A 21,179-nucleotide genomic window follows, 5' to 3' on the forward strand; every position below is an offset into this window, starting at 1 on the left:
TTTACAGCAGTTTTATCTAAGCTATACTTTTTACCATCAATTGTAATATCTAGGGTTGCATCTGCACTAGTCATGTCGTTTGTTGATGCTAATGTACCTGTAATGGTACCGGCAGAAGGTGCGTCTAAACCTTTTTCCTCATCTCCAGAAGTAATACCTAAGTCTGTTGCTAATTTCGCTGCATCTGTACCACCAGTTTCAATTTTAACCTGAGAATCTGAACCAGCCGTTTTAGAGGTAATCGTTAATTTACCGCTTGTAATTGAGATATCAGCAGCATCAGTAATTGCTTTTCCATCTGCATCCTTTGCACCTTTTAATGCATCAAGAATCTTTGTTGTATCAGTCATATCTCCCATAGAATTTACAGCAGTTTTATCTAAGCTATACTTTTTACCATCAATTGTAATATCTAGGGTTGCATCTGCACTAGTCATGTCGTTTGTTGATGCTAGTGTACTAGTCATTTCTGCTGCTACTTTTCCACCTGTGCCACCGGCTCCACCTGTACCACCATTTAATAATTTCTTTGTATTAAACTCTGTTGTATTACCAATTCGGTTAATTTCAGAAGTTAATTGGTTAATTTCTTTCTGGATTTCTCCACGGTCATCAGTAGTATTTGTATCATTTGCAGCTTGAGTAGCTAATTCACGCATGCGTTGAAGGATATCATGTGTTTCATTTAAAGCTCCCTCTGCTGTTTGTACCATTGAAATACCATCTTGTGAGTTCTTAGAAGCCATATCTAAACCACGAATTTGTCCACGCATTTTTTCAGAGATTGCTAGACCCGCTGCATCATCTCCAGCTTTGTTAATACGTAAACCAGAAGATAATTTCTCCATTGATTTAGATTGTGCAGTTGATGCAGTATTCAACTGACGATAAGTGTTCAATGCAGCAATATTATGATTAATTCTCATTGTTTGTTTTCCTCCTTGAATTTAGGTGTTCACATCCTTGTGAACATGATCATTTTTATTGGAGTTAGGAAGGTCGGCCGCCCTTCCCTCTCTTACTTTATATATCGTCTCTGCTATTCAAAGTTTAATAGTTTTTTGATAATATTTTTTATTTTTTATAAAAAGATTTTAGAGATAGCTATTTTTATAGAGTCTTTAACAAAGAAAAAGCATAGCCCCTTTCAGCTACGCCATTTTATCTAATAAATATCTAATTCAATTATTCCCTTTAAACAAATCCATAACTGTTGCAACATCCACAGATGCCTGTTGATTTTCTGCAATAATTTCTTCATATACTTCTTTACGATATATTTCTACACTCTTTGGGGCTGAAATACCGATTTTTACTTGTTCTCCCTTAGATGCAATAATAGTGATTTCAATATCATCCCCAATTTTTATTACCTCACCTTTTTTCCTTGTAAGTACTAACATTGAATCACCCCTTCACCAATATTGGTTTTGATTTTTCAAATAACGGGTGTTTTGTATGATAATTCGGTTCATTTAAAATTACTTGTTTTGCAATGTTTTTCTTACTATTAATTATGATTGGTGCTTGCAAATTTGCTGTTGTCATTTCAAATGGATCTTGAACAGTTAATATAGAAAAAACTTGGACTTCTTCTTCTGATTCTAATTCCAATAGCTCGACAATATGATCTTCTAATGTAAAATCATAATCCTGAAAAAAGGTAAATGGATTGGACAGCACAAAAGCTAATTGCTGATTTCCCACCGATTGTAAGACAATAAATTGTCCTTCCTCATCAAGGGGTAATAGAACAAATTCCTTTTCTTCAGGAAATCCAGGAATTGCTTGAGGAAATGTAATAACTTCTTTATCTCTTATTTCTTTCTCACCATGATATTTCGTCGCAATTTTCACTTACATCATTCCTTTATATGTATTGTTCATAGTTTACCCCAATATACTTTAAATTTTCAAAGTCTATCTCTAAAGATGGATATTGTGCTAGTTGGATATTTACTTTGGAAGGGGTGTAATTAATTTCTGGATTGTTCATTTTAGTATTAATAATTGCTTTTTTCGGTTCAATCGAAACGTTCACTTCTCCTGGATCATAATTGATTTTCACACTATTTGAAGAAGGAATCCAACCTATGCCAAATTGTTTCGGACTTCCTTGACTATTTCTTTTAGCCTGGGCAGCAATAGGGTTTCCACCATTTTGGATTTGTAGCAATTCATCGCGCTCTTGTCCTCTTCTTGCTATCCCTTCCATCACCGCCTGCTTTCCCTCTGCCGCAGCATCTTCAATCATCCGGGGCACACTTTTATAGCCAACATCTTCCCTTGCCTTTGTCTGATCAATCGTTAATTGGGACGGTCTTCTTTCAATCGTTAACTCTGCTTTTGGCTGTTCTATCTCTAATTCTGCCTGTTTTTGTCGAATCTCTAATGACCCCTTATCTACAGACATATCCAAACGTGCAGGTGTCGATTGTAATCTAATTTGCGGAAACATACTCTTCACATCCTTTTGTGCTTTATTATTTTAAACTTTAAACATAATTAAATAGGAGCCAAACCATCAGACCAAAACAATAGTCAGGCTTGCCTCCTTCCATTTTTATGTTAAGAAATCAATTAAAGACGTTTGAATCAATCTTGCGCCAACTGCCAATGCTGCATTATGAACACTTTCCTGAACAGATAAATCAGTAATTGCCTTTTCCATATCGACATCTTCATTATCAGAAAGTACCTTTGTTGCCATTACTTCCTGTGCATCAATTCTCGCTTCTACCATTTCCAAGCGATTGGAGCGAGCGCCAAGCTCTGCTCTTTCACTGTTCATTGAGTTAATAACATTATCAAGCCGACCTAATAAATCGTCTAATCCTTCTGTTTCATTACTATTGAATTTATCTTCAATTCCTTGTAATACATCAAACATCTCTTGATTAAATGTACTAGCCGGACTAACATTTGCCTTCATTGTAATTCCTTGAGAAACTTCAACCCCATAATTATCAATTGCTGGTTCATTGATATTTGCTGCTACAGTAGGAGGTGAACCACTCGTTACTAACGGATTGGATACATCCGTACCATGGAAAATGTATTTTCCATTAACTTGTGTATTAGCAACATTCACTAAATCGTCTTTAATCTGGGCAATTTCTTTTGCGATTGCAGATCTTTCATCAATACCATTTGTACCATTTTTTCCTTGCAGTAAAAGTTCGCGTACGCGATCCAACCCGCTTGTTGCCTGTTCAATTCCCGCCTCGGAATTATCCATCCATAAATGTAACTCTGAAAGATTTCGCTTGTACTGTTCGACTTGATTTAAATTGGATCGGAAGTACATTCCTTTCATTGCAACTACTGGATCGTCAGATGGCTTTGTGATTTTTTTACCGGTTGCAACCTGATTATTTAGTTCTGCTAATTTATTATAGCTATTGCTAATATTTCGAAGGGAGTTTGCTGAAACCATTGATTGTGTAACACGCATTATTTATTCACCTATCTTCCACCGACACCCATGCCGTTAATAATTTTGTCTAACATTTCATCCATTACGGTAACCATTCTTGCAGATGCATTATATGCTTGCTGGAATTGGATCATATTGCTCATTTCTTCATCTAACGAAACAGAGCTCACACTCATTCGTCTGTTATCAACTGTTTGTTGAAGTGTAGCAGAATTAGCAGTCATCTTATTCGCCTCTTGTGCGCTTACTGCCATACTTCCAATAACTCCTTCAAAATAGTTGCGGAAATTAGACTGCTCTGAGTTATTGCCATAATCATAATTATTATTGAAGATGTCTGCTAATTTGCTCACATAGGTTGCATCCCCCAGTGTTGGATTAGATGGATCAGCATTTACAATATTATCTAAGCTATTCTTAATATCTTCTGAAATCGTGATTCTACTTGCAAAGCCTTCTCGCTCTCCAATGCTTCCACTTTCCGAATCGGCAAAGAAAGAAATCGCCTGGTCCCCATCAGTTATTTCATTGGGGCTCAAACCTTCTTCATGCACCTTGTTAAATTCTGTTGCAAACGTATAAGCAAGATTATCTAATTCTGTTAACATATCATTATATATTCCTGCTAATTGTCCATTTTCATCCTTGTAACCATAGGATTCTACGACACTCTTTAATTTTCCAGTAGAATTGAAGTTATTAATGTCAATTACTGTATCGCCAATAGAAATCGACTCAACAGCTGTATCATCCACATTGTGGTTTACTTTTATTTGATGGACACCATCCGTATCCACTAAGGTACCAAGAGCATTTCCACTGTCATCCACTAAAGTTACTACTGCTTTTCCTTCTGCTTGTGCTAAAGCATTTCCGCCTGAAGCCTCGTAGCTAACTTTAATGTTGGCATATTGGGATAATTCATCAAGGATGCTATCTCTTTTATCATATAAATCATTTGGCAAATAGCCATTTGGTTCCACACTGCCAATCTGCTTATTTATTTGGTCAAGCTGTGAAAGCAAAGTATTCATTGCTTTTTCCGATACGCCTAATTCATTTTTTGCATCTGCTTTTTCTGCTGAAACGGTTTGATGTAAGTAGTTAAATGTTTCTGCAACAGCAATACCGCGCTGACGAACAACAGCACGAGCGCCTGCATTTTGTGGGTCAACGGCCATGTCTTGTAGAGATTCCCAGAAAGAATCCATCGCTGCAGCTAAACCAGAATCTGAAGGCTCGTTCATAATCGTTTCCAAATCACTTAATGCTGCAGCACGATTTTCCCAGTAACCAAGCTTGCTGGATTCTGAGCGATACTGTGTATCAAGAAATGTTTCTCTCACACGTACAACGGAGCCAGCTTCCACTCCTGTTCCCATTTGACCTGGTATCATCGGAGCATTTTGCCCTACAGATGGAAAGCTTTGTGATTGCTGCAAATCCACTCTTTGCCGAGTGTAGCCAAGTGTATTTGCATTTGCGATATTATTTCCTGTCGTATATAAAGCACTTTGTTGTGCAGTCAGTCCACGTCTTGCGGTTTCTAATCCCATAAACGTTGAAGCCATTTTCTTTCCCCCATTATGCCTTAATATTTAAAATGCTATTTCCTTGTTTCCCAATCGTGTTTGTACGAATATTATTGCCGCTCGGCTTACCATAATTCATGCTTTTCTGCGTCGGCTTAAATAAATTTAAGGAAATATTGACAAATTGCATGGATTGCTGAAGAAGCTGTTGATTCAATGAATTTGTTTCTTTTAAATCCATGATGATTTCTTTTAGTTGATTGGCAATTCCAGCTATATTCGCCGCAGCTTCAGAATCAAGATGCTTGACGCAATCCATCACAGAAGGATCTGGAACATTGACAACAATTCGTTTCGAGATGGTCATCCTTGCTTCTTCTAGCTTTTGGATACTCATTATATGAGCTTGTTCATCCTTCATTATTTGCTGAAGGGCTTCCATATCGCCAACCTTAATTATTTCCGTCTTCTTTTTTGCCACTTCATGTAAACTTTCATGAAGTTTTACAAGCTTGTCTAACGTCTGCATTAATAATGTAGCTGACATGTTAGCCCTCCTTTTTATATGAAAGTTGTTTCAGTAAAGTTTGTTGTTATAACCCGCACGCAGCCTGAATATACTTCGCTTTCCATGGGAGTTTACGTGTATTAAGGCTTAGAGAATATACCTCTATTGAAAAAGCAACAAGCTTTTAGAAAACAACCTTTATGGATGAATTAGTTTTTGGAATAAAAGTTCAAGATGCTTTTTGCTACATCCTGTGGATTTACTTCATATGCACCACTTTGCACTTGTTTCTTTAGTGCGTCAATTTTCTCCGTGCGGGCTGCAGAAACTTGGGAAACTTGCTGTAGTTCTTTTGCGGCTGCAGAAATTTCCACTTTATCTGCTCCCTTTGTTCCTTCCGCTTTATTGGATTGTTCGACTTTGTTTACTTTTTTATATGGGTTAATGCCCTGTGTCCCAAAATTATTGATTTTCATTGTGTATTCCTCGCTTTCTTTCCCGTACAAGTTTTATTCTTATTACTAGTATCGGATGATTAGCATTTTATTTAAACATTTCCTTCTACTTTTATAAAAATACGCCAAAATAACTACTTTTCAAATAGCTTATATGAATATCTTCCTAGAGGGGATAGTAGGTTGTAGGTTGCGCCGAAGGGAATCGGCGCTTTGTTTATCGAGTAAAATACGTGTTCCTTTTTTCTAACTCTTTTTTTCGTTCTTCTTCTTTTTCAATGACATGCAAGTCACTCTGTATTCCTGTCATACATGGCTGACAAAGCTTTCCTTCGCGAATAATCGTTCCACACTTTGCACAAGGGTATCCAAGATTAGGAAATTGAGCAAGCTTAATTCTGCCTTTTTTTATAAATTTATATATCAGCGTTTTTTGTACACCCGTCGCTTCTACTACTTCCTCCATTTGCGCTGTGCGGTTCTGTTTTTTTCGAATAAATTGGTAGACCTTTTCGAAATCTGCTTCTTCTTCCTTATAACAATTTAGACACACATCACGAATATTATTTAACACATAAATATCTCCACATTGTGGACAATTTCCCAGTTCTGCCATCCATGGTTCCTCCTCATCTTGCAATCGTAAAGGAAGTGATGGACTTTGCTCCCGCTTCCTTTAATACTTTCGCCGCATTTCGTAACGTCGATCCTGTAGTATATATATCGTCAACGAGGAGAATATCTTGAGCCATAATCGACTCTTTCTGTTCTAGTTTAAAAATATTTTCGATTTGCAATCGCTCTTTTCTTGTTTTTTTCGATTGTTTCTCACTATGTAACCGGACCATACAGTTCAAATAAGGGACTTTAGCATAGAAAAGAACTGCTTCTACTTGATTAAATCCTCTCTCGTACAACCGTTCCTCACTTAATGGAATGGGAACTACCACCTTGTTTTTTGCAAAATCCTTCGGTAAAAAAGAAACAAAGGATGCTGCTATTCGAAAATCCCCTCGATACTTAAACCGAGCGATTGTTTCTTTCAAAAAATCATTATATAAAAATAACGATTGATTTGCTTCCAGTATTCCTTTCCATTCTGTGGATTCATTCCATCTGCAGCAATCATGGCATACTCCTTCCTCCACATGAACAGCTTCAAGCAGGTCGAGGGGCCGACCACAAATCTGGCATGTTTCTCCCATAATTACTTGAAGCTTTTCCTTACATCCTATGCATAAATAACATTCTGGCTCTTTTGATAAAAGATATGTCCAGTTAAAATCAGGAGTAACAGGCGTTAAGCAAATCACACAAATCATAGAAGAAGCATACCCCTTTCCCTTGCTTCCTTATTGCTTTTCATAATTTGTTTTCGTGCAGAAACCATGCTATTTGTTTTTCCATAGTGAAAAAAAGTAATCGTTCCATCAGGAAATTCTTTTTTTCGCCCAACTCTCCCAGCAATCTGCACAAGGGCACTTTCTGTGAAAATTTGATTTTCCGCCCCTAACACAGCAACATCTACATTTGGAAAAGTAACCCCTCTCTCTAAAATAGTTGTTGTAATGAGCAAATCGACCTCTTTCTTCCGCATTTTTTGCACCTTTTCTTTTCTGTCTGGGTCTTCTGCATGAACCGTTTCTAAACTGCCAACTATTGATTGCAAAAGAATTTTTACTTTTTCCATATAATGAATTTTCGGGACAAATAAAAGCATTGGCTTATTCAGCAGAACACGTTCTTGCATCCAATTAACAACTGGCGTAGGGAGCTTGTCCTTGTTCAGTCCCTTTTCCCAATTACCACACCACTGGAAGTTTGGAACAGGCAACGGAAATTGATGGAAGCGCGCCGGAATCGTAACATAATCAATTTTGTTTTGTCTGCATTTTTCCTGCCAATTTTTATCAGGGGTTGCCGTTAAGTAAATGAGCGTGGAATGATCTTTTCTCGCCTTTTGCACAGCATACTGAAGCGATTTGTCTACAGAGTAAGGAAAGGCATCCATCTCGTCCAAAATAACAAGATCAAATGCCTGTTGAAAACGAAAGAGCTGGTGGGTCGTGCTTATTGTGAGTGGACTAAAATGATGGCGATCTTCACTGCCACCAAAGACAGGCAAAACCTTTATCTTTGGGAAAACTTCCTGTAATCGAGGGGCCAATTCGAGGACAACATCAGTACGAGGAGTAGCAATGCAAACACGTTGATTTTTTTGCAATGCTTTTTCAATTCCCTTGAAAAGTATCTCAGTCTTGCCAGCTCCACACACTGCCCAAATTAAAAGCTCAGATTTATTTTCAATAATAGAAACCATTTTATCTGATGCTTCTTGCTGTCCAGGGGAAAGTGTCCCGCTCCATTGTAAAGCATTGTCTGAAGTATCTTGATTTAACTGCGGCCCACACCAAGTAATTAGTGGTGTGCATTCACTAATTCTTCCCATCATGATGCAATTGCGACAATATGTGCATATCACTTTACATCGTGCACATGGAAAACTGGCAAACAGCTCCTGATTCTCATTGCCACATCGTTTGCACATATATTTATTGCGAGCATTTTTATCAATGCCCTTCAAGTAAGAACAATATCCATTTTCATAATGGGCTTGGATTTCTTCTTGGGAAAAAGGAATTTCATCAAGTAGTAAGGCCTTGCCTTGAAGTGTGGATTGTAGAGATGGGTTAAATGGGTAATTTTCTTTTTGGGGAAGTTTGTTGAGTTGAGTTTTTGAAATATCTGCTATTCGGTAAGCATGTGTGGGATTAGTTTTAGTAGGAATTAGCAGATTGTCTTTTATATAAAACCGCATTAGTTTCCTCCTATTTCTGATTTAAAAAGGTTTAAGGATAAGTGATGGACAGTCTTTTTACCCGTTCCAGTCACTTTCAGGTTTAATTTTGCTAGTATTCTTGATGATGTGTATATAGATTCTATTTGTAAAAATTCCCTAAGTTGAGAATTGGTAATCTGTTCCCCGAAAAGAAAGTAGTAGTCTTTTAAATTAGGTATCAATAATTGACGTTCCTTCTGTTTGCACCCAGTACAATACCAGTGTTGCATATGTTTTTTCATCAAAAATTGATTGCAGCCTTCGCATTTTATACCAGTAATAATATCTTTTTTATCAACCTGATATTTATGCAAAATCTCAGTATCTAAAGGAGTATGCTGTCTTTTTAACCCCTTGATCAATTTCTTTCTCTCATTTGATGGAAGGAAGGTCGGTTGGTAAGAAGCAGTTAGTTTAGGAATTAATTCTGGTAAATATTCTTTATGAATTAAAGTATTTTTAAAGGTTTGAATTTGAGTTGGGGTTAAGCGTAAAATCGACTTGGTATTACTAAACACAACGAGGGGATAGATCGGTATGTTGGGGAAATGATGGACCGCTAGCCAAGTCTTGAGTTGCCTTGTTAGGCGATTCACTTGAAGAATAGGATCTGGGAAGGCCTCTTTTTCCTCACCTTTTATTCGTATCATTTGATGCAAGTCTGTATCAAAGTATAGTTCACCGACTATGTTTTTTACCTCGATGATTAACGCATATTTTGCATGGAGGATTAATACATCAATTTGGAAAAAATGCTTTCCATCCCAAAGCCGTAAATCATGAAGAATAAAATATTCCTCGTCTGGTAAAAAACTAAGTGGGAAGTCAACAGCTTTCTCTCCTCTGTATCCAGCTAGTTTCCATTGATAATCTTGATTAATCAAGGAAATATTAGGATGATTCGCCTTGATCCTAGAGAGTAAAGCTTCTAATTGGAGCGCTCGATATGGATATTCAATTGGTTTAACAATCAATTAATCACATCCTTTACATTTTATATTGCATTATTCTTGGAGCTTGGCGAAAATTCCTGCTTATTTTAGAAAAATGTTGGGGCTATTGAAGAGTTAATTTATTTTGATGCTTTTTTACGGGCATGATGGGGGCAGTCTTAGTTTTCGCTTTCGATCTCTTACTTGTGGCTTTTCTACTTTTACTTGCTGCTTTCTCACTTTTACTTACGCTTCCCACCTTTACTTGCGACTTTCTCACTTTTACTTGCAACTTTTTCACTTTTACTTGCAGCTTCTTCACTTTTACTTGCGCTTAACACCTTTATTTGCAGCTTTTATACTTTTACTTGCAACTTTTTCACCTTTACTTGCAGCTTTTACACTTTTACTTGCAACTTCTTCACTTTTACTTGCGGCTTCCCCACCTTTACTTGCGCTTTCCACTTTTACTTGCGACTTTCTCACTTTTACTTGCAGCTTCTTCACTTTTACTTGCGGCTTCCCCACCTTTACTTGCGGCTTTCCCACTTTTACTTGCAACTTCTTCACTTTTACTTGCGACTTTCTCACTTTTACTTGCGCTTAACACCTTTACTTGCGACTTCCCCACCTTTACTTGCGACTTCCCCACCTTTACTTGCGACTTTCTCACCTTTACTTGCGACTTTCTCACCTTTACTTGCGACTTTCTCACTTTTACTTGCAACTTCTTCACTTTTGCTTGCGCTTAACACCTTTATTTGCAGCTTTTATACTTTTACTTGCAACTTCCCCACTTTTACTTGCAACTTCCCCACTTTTACTTGCAACTTCCCCACCTTTACCTCCAACTCCCCACCCTTACCTCCAACCCCCCCACTCCAACTCACCCGCACCCCAATCAATCCACCAACACAAAAAATCCCGATTCTCACCAAGAACCGGGATCTCACATAACTCTATTCTCTTTTCTTCATCCACCCAAGACCCATAGAACCTTCACCTAAATGGGTTCCAATTACAGCACCAAAGTAGCTTAATGAGAATTCAATGTTTGGGAATTCTTTCTCTAGTTCCGCTTTCCATTCTTTTGCCTCTTCTTCCCGATTAGCATGGATAATGACGGCGTAGTAGCTGTCACCATTTGTGGCTTCTCCCAAAAGCTCTACAATGCGCTTCATTGCTCTTTTTTTTGTGCGGATTTTTTCAAATGGGACGATTAATTTATCTTTGAAATGAAGTAATGGTTTAACTTGAAGGAGGCTTCCTATTATTGCTTGGGCACTTGATAGGCGTCCGCCTCTTTGAAGGTTAGACAAGTCATCTACCATAAAGTAAGCATGGCTTGTTTCTTTCAATTCATCTAGAATTGGGATTATTTCTGCTGCTGATTTCCCTTCTTGGACCAACTTTGCTGCTTCAATTGCATAAAAGCCTTGCACCATACAACTCACTTCTGTATCAAATGCATATACTTCCAATCCTTCCACCATGGATCCCGCAGAAATAGCGCCTTGGTATGTACCGCTTATTCCACTTGATAAGTGAACGCTGATTACTTCATCATACTTTTCAGCTAGCTTTTCAAATAGCTCCACAAACTTTCCAATTGGTGGTTGAGAGGTAGTTGGCAGCTCCTTTGTTTTAATTACTTCATAAAATTCGGCAGCAGTTAAATCTCTTTCTTCCTCATACACTTCTGCACCGAGAATCACCGTCAACGGAATCATATGTATATTATACTTTTCCCTCACTTCTTGAGGAATATAAGCTGTACTATCTGTAACAATAGCTGTTTTCATCCAATTAATTACCTTCCTTATCTATTCGTTTGTCTATCATTTTAACTAAAAAAGAGTTTACTTGCATTATTTATTAACTCTATTATAATGCACAAAAAGAGGAATTAATATGGAAATTTAAAAGGCAGGATAAATAAAGCAACAGATCTTATTTTGGAGAGGAGTGAGGAACTGGAAGATTCCTTCTTTTTAGTTCAGCAAGGAGGATCATGATGAACTCTTCCGCTAGCTCTAACTTTACAGCATCTGTATATGCTTTTAATAGGGCTGGATCCGAAATTCTGTTTATTCCATTCATTGCAATCCTCCCATCACTAAAGAAATTTATACTTATCTTATCAAGAATTGCAATAAAAATATAGGTGAAAACACCTACAACTCGCAGAATTTTATGACAGATTTCCAACAAATAAGTAGTAATTTTCAGATTAAGAAAAGGAGTCTTCCTTTTATTTTAAAAATAAAAAGGAGCTCCTCAAACCATCTAGTGATTCAGGTAACTCCTTTCTTTTTAACGAACTTCTACCCAACCGTTTTTAATCGCAACAACCACTGCTTGTGTACGGTCATTTACATTCATTTTTTGCAAAATATTACTTACATGGTTTTTAACCGTTTTTTCACTAATAAATAGTGCTTCGCCGATTCCTCGGTTACTTTTTCCATCTGCCAGAAGCTGTAAAACTTCGCATTCACGTCTCGTTAATAAATGTAATGGTCTTCTAATTTCTACTACTTGTACATGATGTTCATCTGAATAAACATTTTCTAATGCTAAACGACGATATTCATTTACTAAATTATGCGTTACTTTCGGATGAAGATAAGAACCTCCATCTGCAACTACTTTAACAGCTTCAATTAGTGCATCTGCATCCATTTCTTTTAACAGATAGCCGCTTGCTCCTGTTTTTAGGGCATGTGTTACGTAGTTTTCATCATCGTGTATGGATAAAATAATGACCTTTGTTTCAGGAAATTTCTCTAATAATTGTCTTGTTGCCTCTACTCCATTGATAGAAGGCATGTTTATATCCATGATGGTTACGTCTGGTTGGTATTCTTCGATTAGCTGAATGGCTTGTGTGCCATCATCTCCTTCAGCTACAACCTCGAAACTTGATTCGAAGTCAAGAATTCTTTTTACCCCTTCTCTAAACAATTGGTGATCATCAATAATAACTATCTTTGTAGTCAACTGCTCCGCCTCCCTTTTTTTCTTTATCATCTAATAGGAACGTTGATCATAACAATGGTTCCAACCCCGAGTTTGGAATCAATGGTTATTTCTCCATCAAGGAGTTGTACTCTTTCTCGCATCCCAATTAAGCCAAAGGATTCTTCCTTCTTCTGATTCTTATCGAATCCTTTCCCATTATCCTTAACTAAGACGATAATTTGATCTCTTCGTAATTCTACTTTTACCGTAATATTAGATGCTTCTGCGTGCTTTAAAGCATTTTGTACGGATTCTTGAACTAACCGAAAAAGTGCAACTTCATATTTACTTGGAAGTCTTGCTTCCTTCCCTATTGTGGCAAACTCGATTTTTGTCGATTCATGATACTCTTCTATTGTTTTCAGATATTTTTTCAACGTTGGAATGAGGCCCAAATCATCTAAAGCCATCGGGCGAAGATCGTAAATAATTCTTCTTACTTCATATAACGCGCTTCGAACCATAACTTTTAAATTTCTGATTTCTTCAAACGCCTCTTTTGCACCACGCTCTTTATATATTCTTTCCACTAAATCAGAACGCATCATAACATTTGCCATCATTTGAGCTGGTCCATCGTGTATCTCCCGAGAAAGTCGCTTTTTCTCTTCTTCCTGGGCACCGATAATTTTCAGGCCAAAATCCTGCTTTTGCTTGGCGTCTTCTATTACTTCGCCAACCTGTTTCAAATCACTAACCAAATAATTCATGACGACAGAAATTTGCGTAACCAGATGCTCAGCCCTCTCGATTGTTTCATCTAGTCCTAACAATCGGCGTTCCAAATCATCTCTGCGCTCACGATATTGCTTTTCAAGATGCCGATTCATGCTTAAATCCATTTGCAACGTATGTGCTCTTTCATAAGCTTCTCTTACTTCCGCTTCTGAGTATTCATTAAAATGCTTACTTACTTCTGACAAGCGCTTACGAGCAAATCGAGACTGGATTTCTAACTCGTCTCCTTTTTCTATCGTTTCTAACACAAGTACTTTCATTTCTTTTAATTCTTCGGTAAGGGTTTCATAATCTTGTCGACATTGTTCTCCGATACGAAAAATTTCGTCCTTGCTGGAACCAACAGTCTGAATCATTTGTTCCACAATATAATCTAACGTTTTTGTGTCAAATTTCCTTATTAACATATATAATTCCTCCAAAAAGGCTAAAACCCTTCCAACATCCATTCTTATTTTAGCTTGAAAGTTAATAATATGTATAATTCATTATAAAATAAATGAAAATCGTTATTTAGACACATATCCCCCTGTTCAAAACCATGTCTTAAGACCTAACAATTCCAAAGATTGCTGTGAAAAAGTATGTAAAAATTCGCTAATATAATTTTATCCTATTCTAAACGAAAAACAAAGAAAAAGAAATATATATAGGTTAGAACATGAACACAAGCCGCTCCATGTAGAATAGCCCATTCCATATGTAGCGGGTCTTTTCGAGCATGGAGTTTTACTTATTATATCACGCTTGCTAAATCACTATATTAAGATTTGATTACAATAATTGAAGAATAGACCTTGTCGAATTATAATGAAATAAGACTAATTATCGATTTTCCTGTTTTTTTTCGAAAAGCTTAATCGATACACCCGTCTTTATAGATAGAAAAAATTAATCGCACTTTAAACAACGGACGGTTATAAAGACATAATGAAAGGAGCTTTCAGTATGCTTCCTTCCTATCTAACTGTGCCTAGCTACGGAGAATACGAGCTAATTATACAAAAATCGCGGTTTATTGCACATATTGCGCGAACAGAAACAGAAGAAGCTGCACAGGCTTTCATAGGAGAAATAAAGAAAAAACATAAAGACGCAACACATAATTGTTCTGCTTACTTAATTGGAGAGCATGACCAAATTCAAAAGGCAAATGATGACGGAGAACCAAGTGGCACAGCAGGAGTACCCATTCTTGAGGTGCTCAAGAAAAAAGGTCTAAAAGATACTACCGTTGTTGTAACAAGGTATTTTGGTGGGATCAAGCTTGGTGCTGGAGGCCTTATTCGCGCTTATGGAAAAACAACCTCAGAAGGCTTGACAAACGTAGGCATCATCGAAAGAAAATTAAAGCAAATAATCAGTGTTTCCATCGAGTATCCTTTACTTGGTAAAATGGAAAATGAATTACGGTCCTCAAACTATCAAATCAAAGACATTCACTATTTAGAAAAGGTTGAAATCGAAGTCTTTGTAGATTCAGATCAAATCGAAAACTACAAAGCGTGGATAACAGACTTAACGAATGGACAAGGTATTATGACAGACAAAGAAAAGATTTATGCAGAAAATTTTATTTAATTTTTTTCACCATACAAAGAAATACCTAATATAGCCAAAAAATGCTAATTTACGGAACCGATATTTATCGTTAATATAGTATATAGCTTTTGGTGGTATTTTTTATTTACAAAGGAGAAACTTATGGCAAATAAATCAAGAGAAACATATATAAAGGATAATAAGAAAAAGAAACGAAAAAAAGTAAAACTTTTTATTTTCGTTCCTCTGCTTGTTATTATTTTAGCAGGCATTGGTTATGGAGCAACCCTCTATTCAAAAGCAAAATCAGTTGCAGATGATTCATATGAACCAATTGATCGTGATACAAAAAGGGAAACTAGAGTGGACCCAGATATCGACGATGTTTCCATTTTATTTATTGGAGTAGACGACAGCGAAAAGAGATCAAGTCAATCTGGAACAACACGTTCTCGTTCCGATGCCTTAATGGTTGCTACTTTAAATGAGAAAGAAAAGTCCGTTAAATTACTAAGCATTCCACGTGATTCTTATGTATATATTCCTGAACGCGGCTATAAAGATAAAATTACCCATGCACATTATTTTGGCGGAGTTACATCTACTTTAGATACTGTAGAAAATTTACTAGAGATTCCAATTGACTATTATGTAAAAATGAACTTTGACGCTTTCATGGATGTTGTTGATGCTTTAGGTGGTATTGATGTCGATGTTCCAGTTACTTTTACAGAGCAAAACTCAAAAGATAAAGCAGGAGCTATCCATCTAGAAGAAGGATATCAAGAATTGGACGGAGAAGAAGCACTTGCCCTTGCTAGAACAAGAAAAATTGATAACGACATTGAGCGTGGAAAAAGACAACAGTTAATCATGCAAGCAATCATGAAAAAAGCGATCTCTGTTGAAGGGATAACAAAATATTCAAAAGTAATGGAAGCGGTCGGAAGCAATATGACAACAGACCTATCATTCAGCGATATGCAGTCCTTAATTGCTTATGCAACTGCCGATAACGGTTTACAAGTAGAAACACTTACACTCGCGGGTACGGATGGCCGTGTAGATGGTAAATATATTTATCAATTAGATGAAACAGCATTAGCGGAGACAAAATCTGTCCTTCAGCAGCATTTAGGTCTAAATAGCAGTTTCTTATCAGACTCTAAAAACTCTACTGAAACAGAAACAGATTCAACAACGGATTCCTCCACTTTAAACTAATCACTATATCTGACATACACCAATTTTCATTGGTGTATGTTTTTTGGTTTATTCGATTCAATAGAAGATAAGCCTAATGTACTTCCCTCATCTTTCCCAATATATTATTTAGAAAGATTGTTAACCGAATGAATATCTACTTTTCAAATTAAGAAATTTGTCACTAAACTAATAGAAGATAATAATTCTATATTTTGTTCTATATTTTTCCTATCTAAAATTCCCCCTACTTATTTATCTAACCATTAATTCTACTTATTATATTCTCTATTAGATATTCACCATAATTATCCATACTAACACAACATGCTATTATGATAGAATCATATTAGTCCCTTATTTTAGGTAAAAAGACATAATTTTTAAGTATTTCTTTCACCTACATTAAAATTTGGTATAATTCTAATTAATTGTAACGGGGTCTAAAGTATTAGATTTTTTTACTAGATTCATAGTTTATTACTAATGTATGAAGGAGAAAAAGATGTTAAAAAAATTACTATCCATGTTGCTTTCATTTGTTTTACTGATTTCTATACTGCCAATTTTCGAACATAATGCCTATGCTAGTGTTAACGAACCACAAGTACATGTAAAACTTAAGAATTACCTCGGAAATAAAACACAAGTTACTCTTAAACCATCCGGAACCTATAAAACCATTGATGGCAAAGTTTCTTTAAACAGCAACACAGAATATATCCTTAAATTAGAGCAATCTCAACTAAAATTGTATCAAGGAAGCAAATCTATTTATCAATCCACTTCCTTTACTCTAGCTTCTTCCGACTCAGACAGCTCCTTATCGATTAATAATCGTTCATATAAAGGATCTTTTGAATTTATTATGGAAACAATAAGTGGCAAAAACTATATTAGACCAATTAATACGGTTGGTATGGAAGATTACCTTAAAGGGGTTGTTCCGCGAGAAATGCCAGCTTTATGGGATCTTGAAGCGTTAAAAGCTCAAGCCGTTGCAGCACGTACTTATTCTTGGAATTATGGTGGTCAGACAATCACAGATACTATAAACCATCAAGTTTATGGCGGACTAACTGATTCCCATCCTAACTCCAATAAAGCTGTAGATTCTACTACTGGACAAGTCTTAAAATATAATGGAAAACTAATCAGTGCCGTATTCTCAGCAAGTAATGGTGGCGTAATGGAGGCTGCTAAGAATGTTTGGGGATACGAATATGGATATCTAAAAAATGAACTCGATCCTTATGATACAAGCTTTAATTGGGATTTTAGCTTGCAAAAAACGCAAATCGACATGAAAGACAAAGATTTAGTTAAACCAGATACATGGTGGAAAAATGCGTCTGAAAAAGATAGTAAAATTATCTCCCTTATTAAAACTTGGTTAAATAATAATGGGTATAAAGATAAAGATATCAAGATTGTCTCAATTCCAACTCTTTCTTTTAATAACCCTTCTTCCACAAAACGTGTAACTACAGGTTCCATAACGGTTCAGTTTTACGTGAAGGATATAAAAGACAAAGACGGAAAACTAATTTTACAAGAAGTAAAACAAACGAATGTTGCAGCATCAAGAGTTAGAGCAATGATAGGAATAGACAATGTAAAAAGTTATCTTATTACAAAAAGCTCCTCTAATTCAACTGCTCATAGCATTGCTGGAAAAGGGTACGGTCACGGAGTTGGCTTGAGCCAATATGGTGCAAATAATCGTGCTAAGGCAGGACAAAAATACAATGAAATTCTAGCATTCTATTATCCTGGAGCTAAACTAGTTACTGAATATACACAGACTGATATTTCTGCTCCCGTTATAAAAGATATAAAAGCTTCGTTCGTTAACTCGAATGATAATGTGAGAATATCATTCAATATCAATAAAGCAGCAACTGTCATAGTAAGAATTAAAGACAGCACTGGTAAAATCGTATCAACACTTTTGAATAACAAATCTTTAAACGCAGGTAGCTACTCCTACACTGCTGATGCTTCAAGTTGGAGCAACGGAAGCTATACAACAGAAGTTATAGCAACAAACAGTAATAATCAAACAACTTCAAGTAGTGCCATTGTTCAAGTATCAAAAGTAGAAGCACCAACTATTAGTTCAATCAGCACTAAATATGATTCAGATCCAAACAGAATAGTTGTTTCCTTTAAAGGAAACCAACCAACAAAAACAACTGTAATAATAAAAGATAACAACAATAAAGTTATCAAAACATTAGCAAGCAATCAATCAATCGCTGTTGGAACAACTTCGTATAATTGGGATGTATCAAATGTCAACAACGGAAACTATACTCTAGAAATTACATCTGTTAATAGTGTTGGCAAATCAAGTTCTGCTAAACAAAATTTCACTTTAAAAAAAGCAGAAATAGTAGCTCCTTCTATTAAAGATATAAAAACAAGCTATACCGCAAGTAACAACCAGGTAAAAGTTAGTTTCCATGTTGATCAAACAGCAAAAACAACTGTCGAATTGAAAGATAGCAACAATAAAGTAATTAAAACGCTAGCTAGTGATGAATCAAAGGCTGCTGGTACGAGAACGTATAACTGGGATGTTAGCAAAGTTAATAATGGAACCTATACTGTTGCAATAACTTCAACTAATAATAGTGGACAGAAAAAGACAGCTACTCAAAAATTCACTTTACAAAAGCCAACTGCTCCTACTATAAAAGACATAAAGACAAACTATACAGCAAGTAACAACCAGATGAAAATTAGTTTCAATGTTAATCAAACGACCAAAACTACTGTGCAAATTAAAGACAACAAAAATAAAGTCATCAAAACATTAGCAAACAATCAATCAATTGCCACTGGTACGAGAACTTATAACTGGGATGTTAGTAAAGTTAATAATGGAACCTATACTGTTTCAGTCACTTCTACTAATACTAGTGGGCAGAAAAAAACGGCTAATCAAAAATTCACTTTAAAAAAAGCAATTGCTCCCACCATTAAAGAGATGAAAACGAGCTATGATACATCTGGCAATAAAATCAAAGTTAGCTTCCATGTTAACCAAGCTTCGACAACAACTGTAAAAATCGTAAATGGTAAAAACAAAGTCGTCAAAACCCTTGCTTCTAATAAGTCCATAAAAGCAGGAATTCATTCTTATACATGGAATGTTGGCAATGCAAGTGATGGAAGCTATACTGTATCTATTGAATCTGTAAATGGTAGTAAGCTAAAAAAAACAGCTACTAAAAAGTTTACGTTATATAAAGTAAAGACAGGGACTGTTAAGGCAACAAATCTAAATATTAGACAAAAGCCGAATGCGTCATCCAAAAAAGTCGGTTCAATACCTAATAACAAGAAAATAACAATTTTTGAAAAAAGCGGAGCTTGGTATAAAATTAAATATGGTAAAGTTACTGGCTATGTTTCAGTACAATACGTAAAGAATGTGAAATAATAAATAAGAAGTAAGGCAAATCTAGCCTTACTTCTTTCCTTTCTATTTACTACATAAAAAACAAAAGACCCTCCTTCATTCTTGAAGGGGGTCTTTTACTATCGATTTTTATCAGTAGAATATCTTATATCATTAATAAATTTTAAAATAGGTTTATAGTTCTTTCCAACTAAACCTATCTTTTCAACAATTAATTCAATTACTAATAATACAGTAACTATTAGGAGTATTGCTCCCCATACTTTTGCCATTGAAAAAATCACCGCAACTAGTCCAAAAAAAGATGCCATTGCATAAATTATAATAACCGTTTGACGATGTGTAAAACCAACATTTAACAAGCAGTGATGTAAATGCGACTTATCTGGAGCCATCAATGGCTGCTTATTAACTAATCGACGAATAATAGCAAAAAATGTATCTGAAATAGGAACTCCTAGAATAATTACTGGAATAATAAAAGAGATTAACGTAACATTTTTAAATCCTAATAGAGACATTACCGCAATAATATAGCCAAGAAATAATGCTCCCGTATCTCCAAGAAAAATCTTTGCAGGATAAAAATTGAAAAATAAAAACCCAAGTGTACTTGCTAAAACAATGGAAGATATAGCAATTACATATCCATTCCCCATAATCATTGCCATACCAGTGATCGTAAATAAAGCAATACAGGAAACACCTGAGGCAAGCCCATCTAATCCATCAATTAAATTAATTGCATTCGTTATGCCGACAATCCAAAGAACGGTTATCGGTATATCCAAGAATCCAAATTCCAATTGTCCTCCGAATGGCAAGTTAATAAATTCAACTTGTACGCCACCCCAAACAACAACAATTATAGCGGCGATTGTTTGAGCAAGAAACTTAATCTTTGCAGAAAGATTATAAATATCATCCAATACTCCCGTTAACACTATAATGACACTACCAATCAATATTGGATAATGGTAAGCTTTATCCGGATTAACTACTAATGCACCGATCACAAAACTAATGTATATAGCTAAACCGCCCATACGAGGCATAATTTTTTGATGTACTTTTCTTTGTTCTGGTTTATCCATTGCTCCAACTTTAAATGCAAGCTTTTTTACTAATGGAGTAAGTAAGATAGAAGCAATGAAACATACCACAAGCATTATATAAATCATGCAAATCCTCCCTAATGCCTTAATTAACGTACTTCATAGGCATCTATTCTTGCATATAATCGAAGTTTATTATAACACAATACCTACTGGCATGTTTATATTAATTTCATCATTATTTTACATTTATATTACATTTTTTATAAACTAAATTTAAATAACTGCTTATTATTATATATGACGTATTTCATTTTAGAAAGTTTCATCTTAAATTTTTTTATTAATTACCTAAAATTAAACTCAATTCTAAATTTTTTATAATGAAGAGTTTTTAGATTATTGTTTTGAAATGTTTAATATTTTTTTCAACTATTGCTTTAAAACGTTCTAAGTTAGTTCATACTATTAAAAATAAAAAACAATATAAA

22 protein-coding genes are annotated in these 21,179 nt (G+C 35.6%); 3 read left to right on the forward strand and 19 right to left on the reverse strand.

Features of this window, described 5'->3' with window-relative positions; translation table 11 throughout:
* The 18 genes from ACTNDN_RS07075 to ACTNDN_RS07160 all read right to left on the reverse strand — a co-directional run.
* Positions 1-926 (reverse strand): flagellin N-terminal helical domain-containing protein (locus ACTNDN_RS07075; RefSeq protein ID WP_441130999.1); only part of this gene is annotated, 926 nt, incomplete at its 3' end.
* Positions 927-1,181: 255 nt separating this feature from the next.
* On the reverse strand, positions 1,182-1,403 hold the full coding sequence (gene csrA / locus ACTNDN_RS07080; RefSeq protein ID WP_441131000.1) for a carbon storage regulator CsrA: 222 nt from the start codon (positions 1,401-1,403) through the stop codon (positions 1,182-1,184).
* A 4-nt stretch (positions 1,404-1,407) separates the two neighbouring features.
* Positions 1,408-1,857 carry a flagellar assembly protein FliW gene (fliW, locus tag ACTNDN_RS07085; protein ID WP_441131001.1) on the reverse strand — a complete coding sequence of 150 codons (450 nt, stop codon included), beginning with the start codon at positions 1,855-1,857 and terminating at the stop codon, positions 1,408-1,410.
* Between the two features lie 13 nt (positions 1,858-1,870).
* Complete coding sequence (locus ACTNDN_RS07090) at positions 1,871-2,458, reverse strand: DUF6470 family protein (protein WP_441131002.1); 588 nt, start codon at positions 2,456-2,458, stop codon at positions 1,871-1,873.
* 105 nt (positions 2,459-2,563) lie between these two features.
* Positions 2,564-3,454 carry a flagellar hook-associated protein FlgL gene (flgL, locus tag ACTNDN_RS07095; RefSeq protein ID WP_154708630.1) on the reverse strand — a complete coding sequence of 297 codons (891 nt, stop codon included), beginning with the start codon at positions 3,452-3,454 and terminating at the stop codon, positions 2,564-2,566.
* 11 nt (positions 3,455-3,465) lie between these two features.
* Positions 3,466-5,007, reverse strand: a complete 1,542-nt coding sequence (gene flgK / locus ACTNDN_RS07100) for a flagellar hook-associated protein FlgK (RefSeq protein WP_441131003.1) — start codon at positions 5,005-5,007, stop codon at positions 3,466-3,468.
* 13 nt (positions 5,008-5,020) lie between these two features.
* Positions 5,021-5,515: a flagellar protein FlgN gene (locus tag ACTNDN_RS07105; RefSeq protein WP_441131004.1), complete on the reverse strand. Its 495-nt coding sequence runs from the start codon at positions 5,513-5,515 to the stop codon at positions 5,021-5,023.
* A gap of 170 nt (positions 5,516-5,685) precedes the next feature.
* The gene (gene flgM, locus ACTNDN_RS07110) at positions 5,686-5,952 is read right to left on the reverse strand and encodes a flagellar biosynthesis anti-sigma factor FlgM (RefSeq protein ID WP_235252097.1); all 267 of its coding nucleotides are present in this window, start codon (positions 5,950-5,952) and stop codon (positions 5,686-5,688) included.
* A gap of 196 nt (positions 5,953-6,148) precedes the next feature.
* Entirely contained in the window at positions 6,149-6,547 is a 399-nt protein-coding gene (locus ACTNDN_RS07115; RefSeq protein WP_441131005.1) for a TIGR03826 family flagellar region protein, read from the reverse strand.
* A 13-nt stretch (positions 6,548-6,560) separates the two neighbouring features.
* Positions 6,561-7,253 (reverse strand): ComF family protein, encoded by a 693-nt coding sequence (locus ACTNDN_RS07120; protein WP_031540579.1) that lies wholly within the window; start codon positions 7,251-7,253, stop codon positions 6,561-6,563.
* A complete protein-coding gene (locus tag ACTNDN_RS07125) occupies positions 7,250-8,749 on the reverse strand; it encodes a DEAD/DEAH box helicase (RefSeq protein WP_349204469.1) in 1,500 nt (499 codons plus the stop codon). Before ACTNDN_RS07125 ends, ACTNDN_RS07120 begins: the two co-directional genes overlap by 4 nt.
* Positions 8,749-9,744, reverse strand: coding sequence for a nuclease-related domain-containing protein (locus ACTNDN_RS07130; RefSeq protein WP_441131006.1), 996 nt, complete (start codon positions 9,742-9,744; stop codon positions 8,749-8,751). The genes ACTNDN_RS07125 and ACTNDN_RS07130 overlap by 1 nt, the downstream gene beginning before the upstream one ends.
* A gap of 282 nt (positions 9,745-10,026) precedes the next feature.
* On the reverse strand, positions 10,027-10,272 hold the full coding sequence (locus ACTNDN_RS07135) for a hypothetical protein (protein WP_441131007.1): 246 nt from the start codon (positions 10,270-10,272) through the stop codon (positions 10,027-10,029).
* A 23-nt stretch (positions 10,273-10,295) separates the two neighbouring features.
* Positions 10,296-10,457 (reverse strand): hypothetical protein, encoded by a 162-nt coding sequence (locus tag ACTNDN_RS07140; RefSeq protein ID WP_441131008.1) that lies wholly within the window; start codon positions 10,455-10,457, stop codon positions 10,296-10,298.
* A gap of 204 nt (positions 10,458-10,661) precedes the next feature.
* Complete coding sequence (locus ACTNDN_RS07145; protein ID WP_441131009.1) at positions 10,662-11,504, reverse strand: DegV family protein; 843 nt, start codon at positions 11,502-11,504, stop codon at positions 10,662-10,664.
* 148 nt (positions 11,505-11,652) lie between these two features.
* A complete protein-coding gene (gene sda, locus ACTNDN_RS07150) occupies positions 11,653-11,802 on the reverse strand; it encodes a sporulation histidine kinase inhibitor Sda (protein ID WP_251627618.1) in 150 nt (49 codons plus the stop codon).
* A gap of 213 nt (positions 11,803-12,015) precedes the next feature.
* Positions 12,016-12,702, reverse strand: coding sequence for a response regulator (locus ACTNDN_RS07155; protein ID WP_441131010.1), 687 nt, complete (start codon positions 12,700-12,702; stop codon positions 12,016-12,018).
* Between the two features lie 26 nt (positions 12,703-12,728).
* Positions 12,729-13,868, reverse strand: coding sequence for a sensor histidine kinase (locus ACTNDN_RS07160; RefSeq protein ID WP_031540587.1), 1,140 nt, complete (start codon positions 13,866-13,868; stop codon positions 12,729-12,731).
* Positions 13,869-14,409: 541 nt separating this feature from the next.
* Here ACTNDN_RS07160 and ACTNDN_RS07165 point away from each other — a divergent pair.
* The 3 genes from ACTNDN_RS07165 (at position 14,410) to ACTNDN_RS07175 (ending at position 19,654) form a co-directional block, all read left to right on the forward strand.
* Positions 14,410-15,042: a YigZ family protein gene (locus ACTNDN_RS07165; protein ID WP_235250672.1), complete on the forward strand. Its 633-nt coding sequence runs from the start codon at positions 14,410-14,412 to the stop codon at positions 15,040-15,042.
* Between the two features lie 123 nt (positions 15,043-15,165).
* The gene (locus tag ACTNDN_RS07170; RefSeq protein ID WP_251627619.1) at positions 15,166-16,227 is read left to right on the forward strand and encodes an LCP family protein; all 1,062 of its coding nucleotides are present in this window, start codon (positions 15,166-15,168) and stop codon (positions 16,225-16,227) included.
* Positions 16,228-16,711: 484 nt separating this feature from the next.
* Positions 16,712-19,654 (forward strand): SpoIID/LytB domain-containing protein, encoded by a 2,943-nt coding sequence (locus tag ACTNDN_RS07175; RefSeq protein ID WP_016205201.1) that lies wholly within the window; start codon positions 16,712-16,714, stop codon positions 19,652-19,654.
* Positions 19,655-19,752: 98 nt separating this feature from the next.
* Here the strand turns inward: ACTNDN_RS07175 and ACTNDN_RS07180 are convergent, their stop codons facing one another.
* The gene (locus tag ACTNDN_RS07180; RefSeq protein ID WP_169189141.1) at positions 19,753-20,814 is read right to left on the reverse strand and encodes a glycosyltransferase family 4 protein; all 1,062 of its coding nucleotides are present in this window, start codon (positions 20,812-20,814) and stop codon (positions 19,753-19,755) included.
* Between the last annotated feature and the right edge of the window lie 365 nt (positions 20,815-21,179).

Source organism: Niallia sp. HCP3S3_B10 (assembly GCF_052064465.1).
Classification (GTDB): Bacteria; Bacillota; Bacilli; order Bacillales; family Cytobacillaceae; genus Niallia; species Niallia hominis.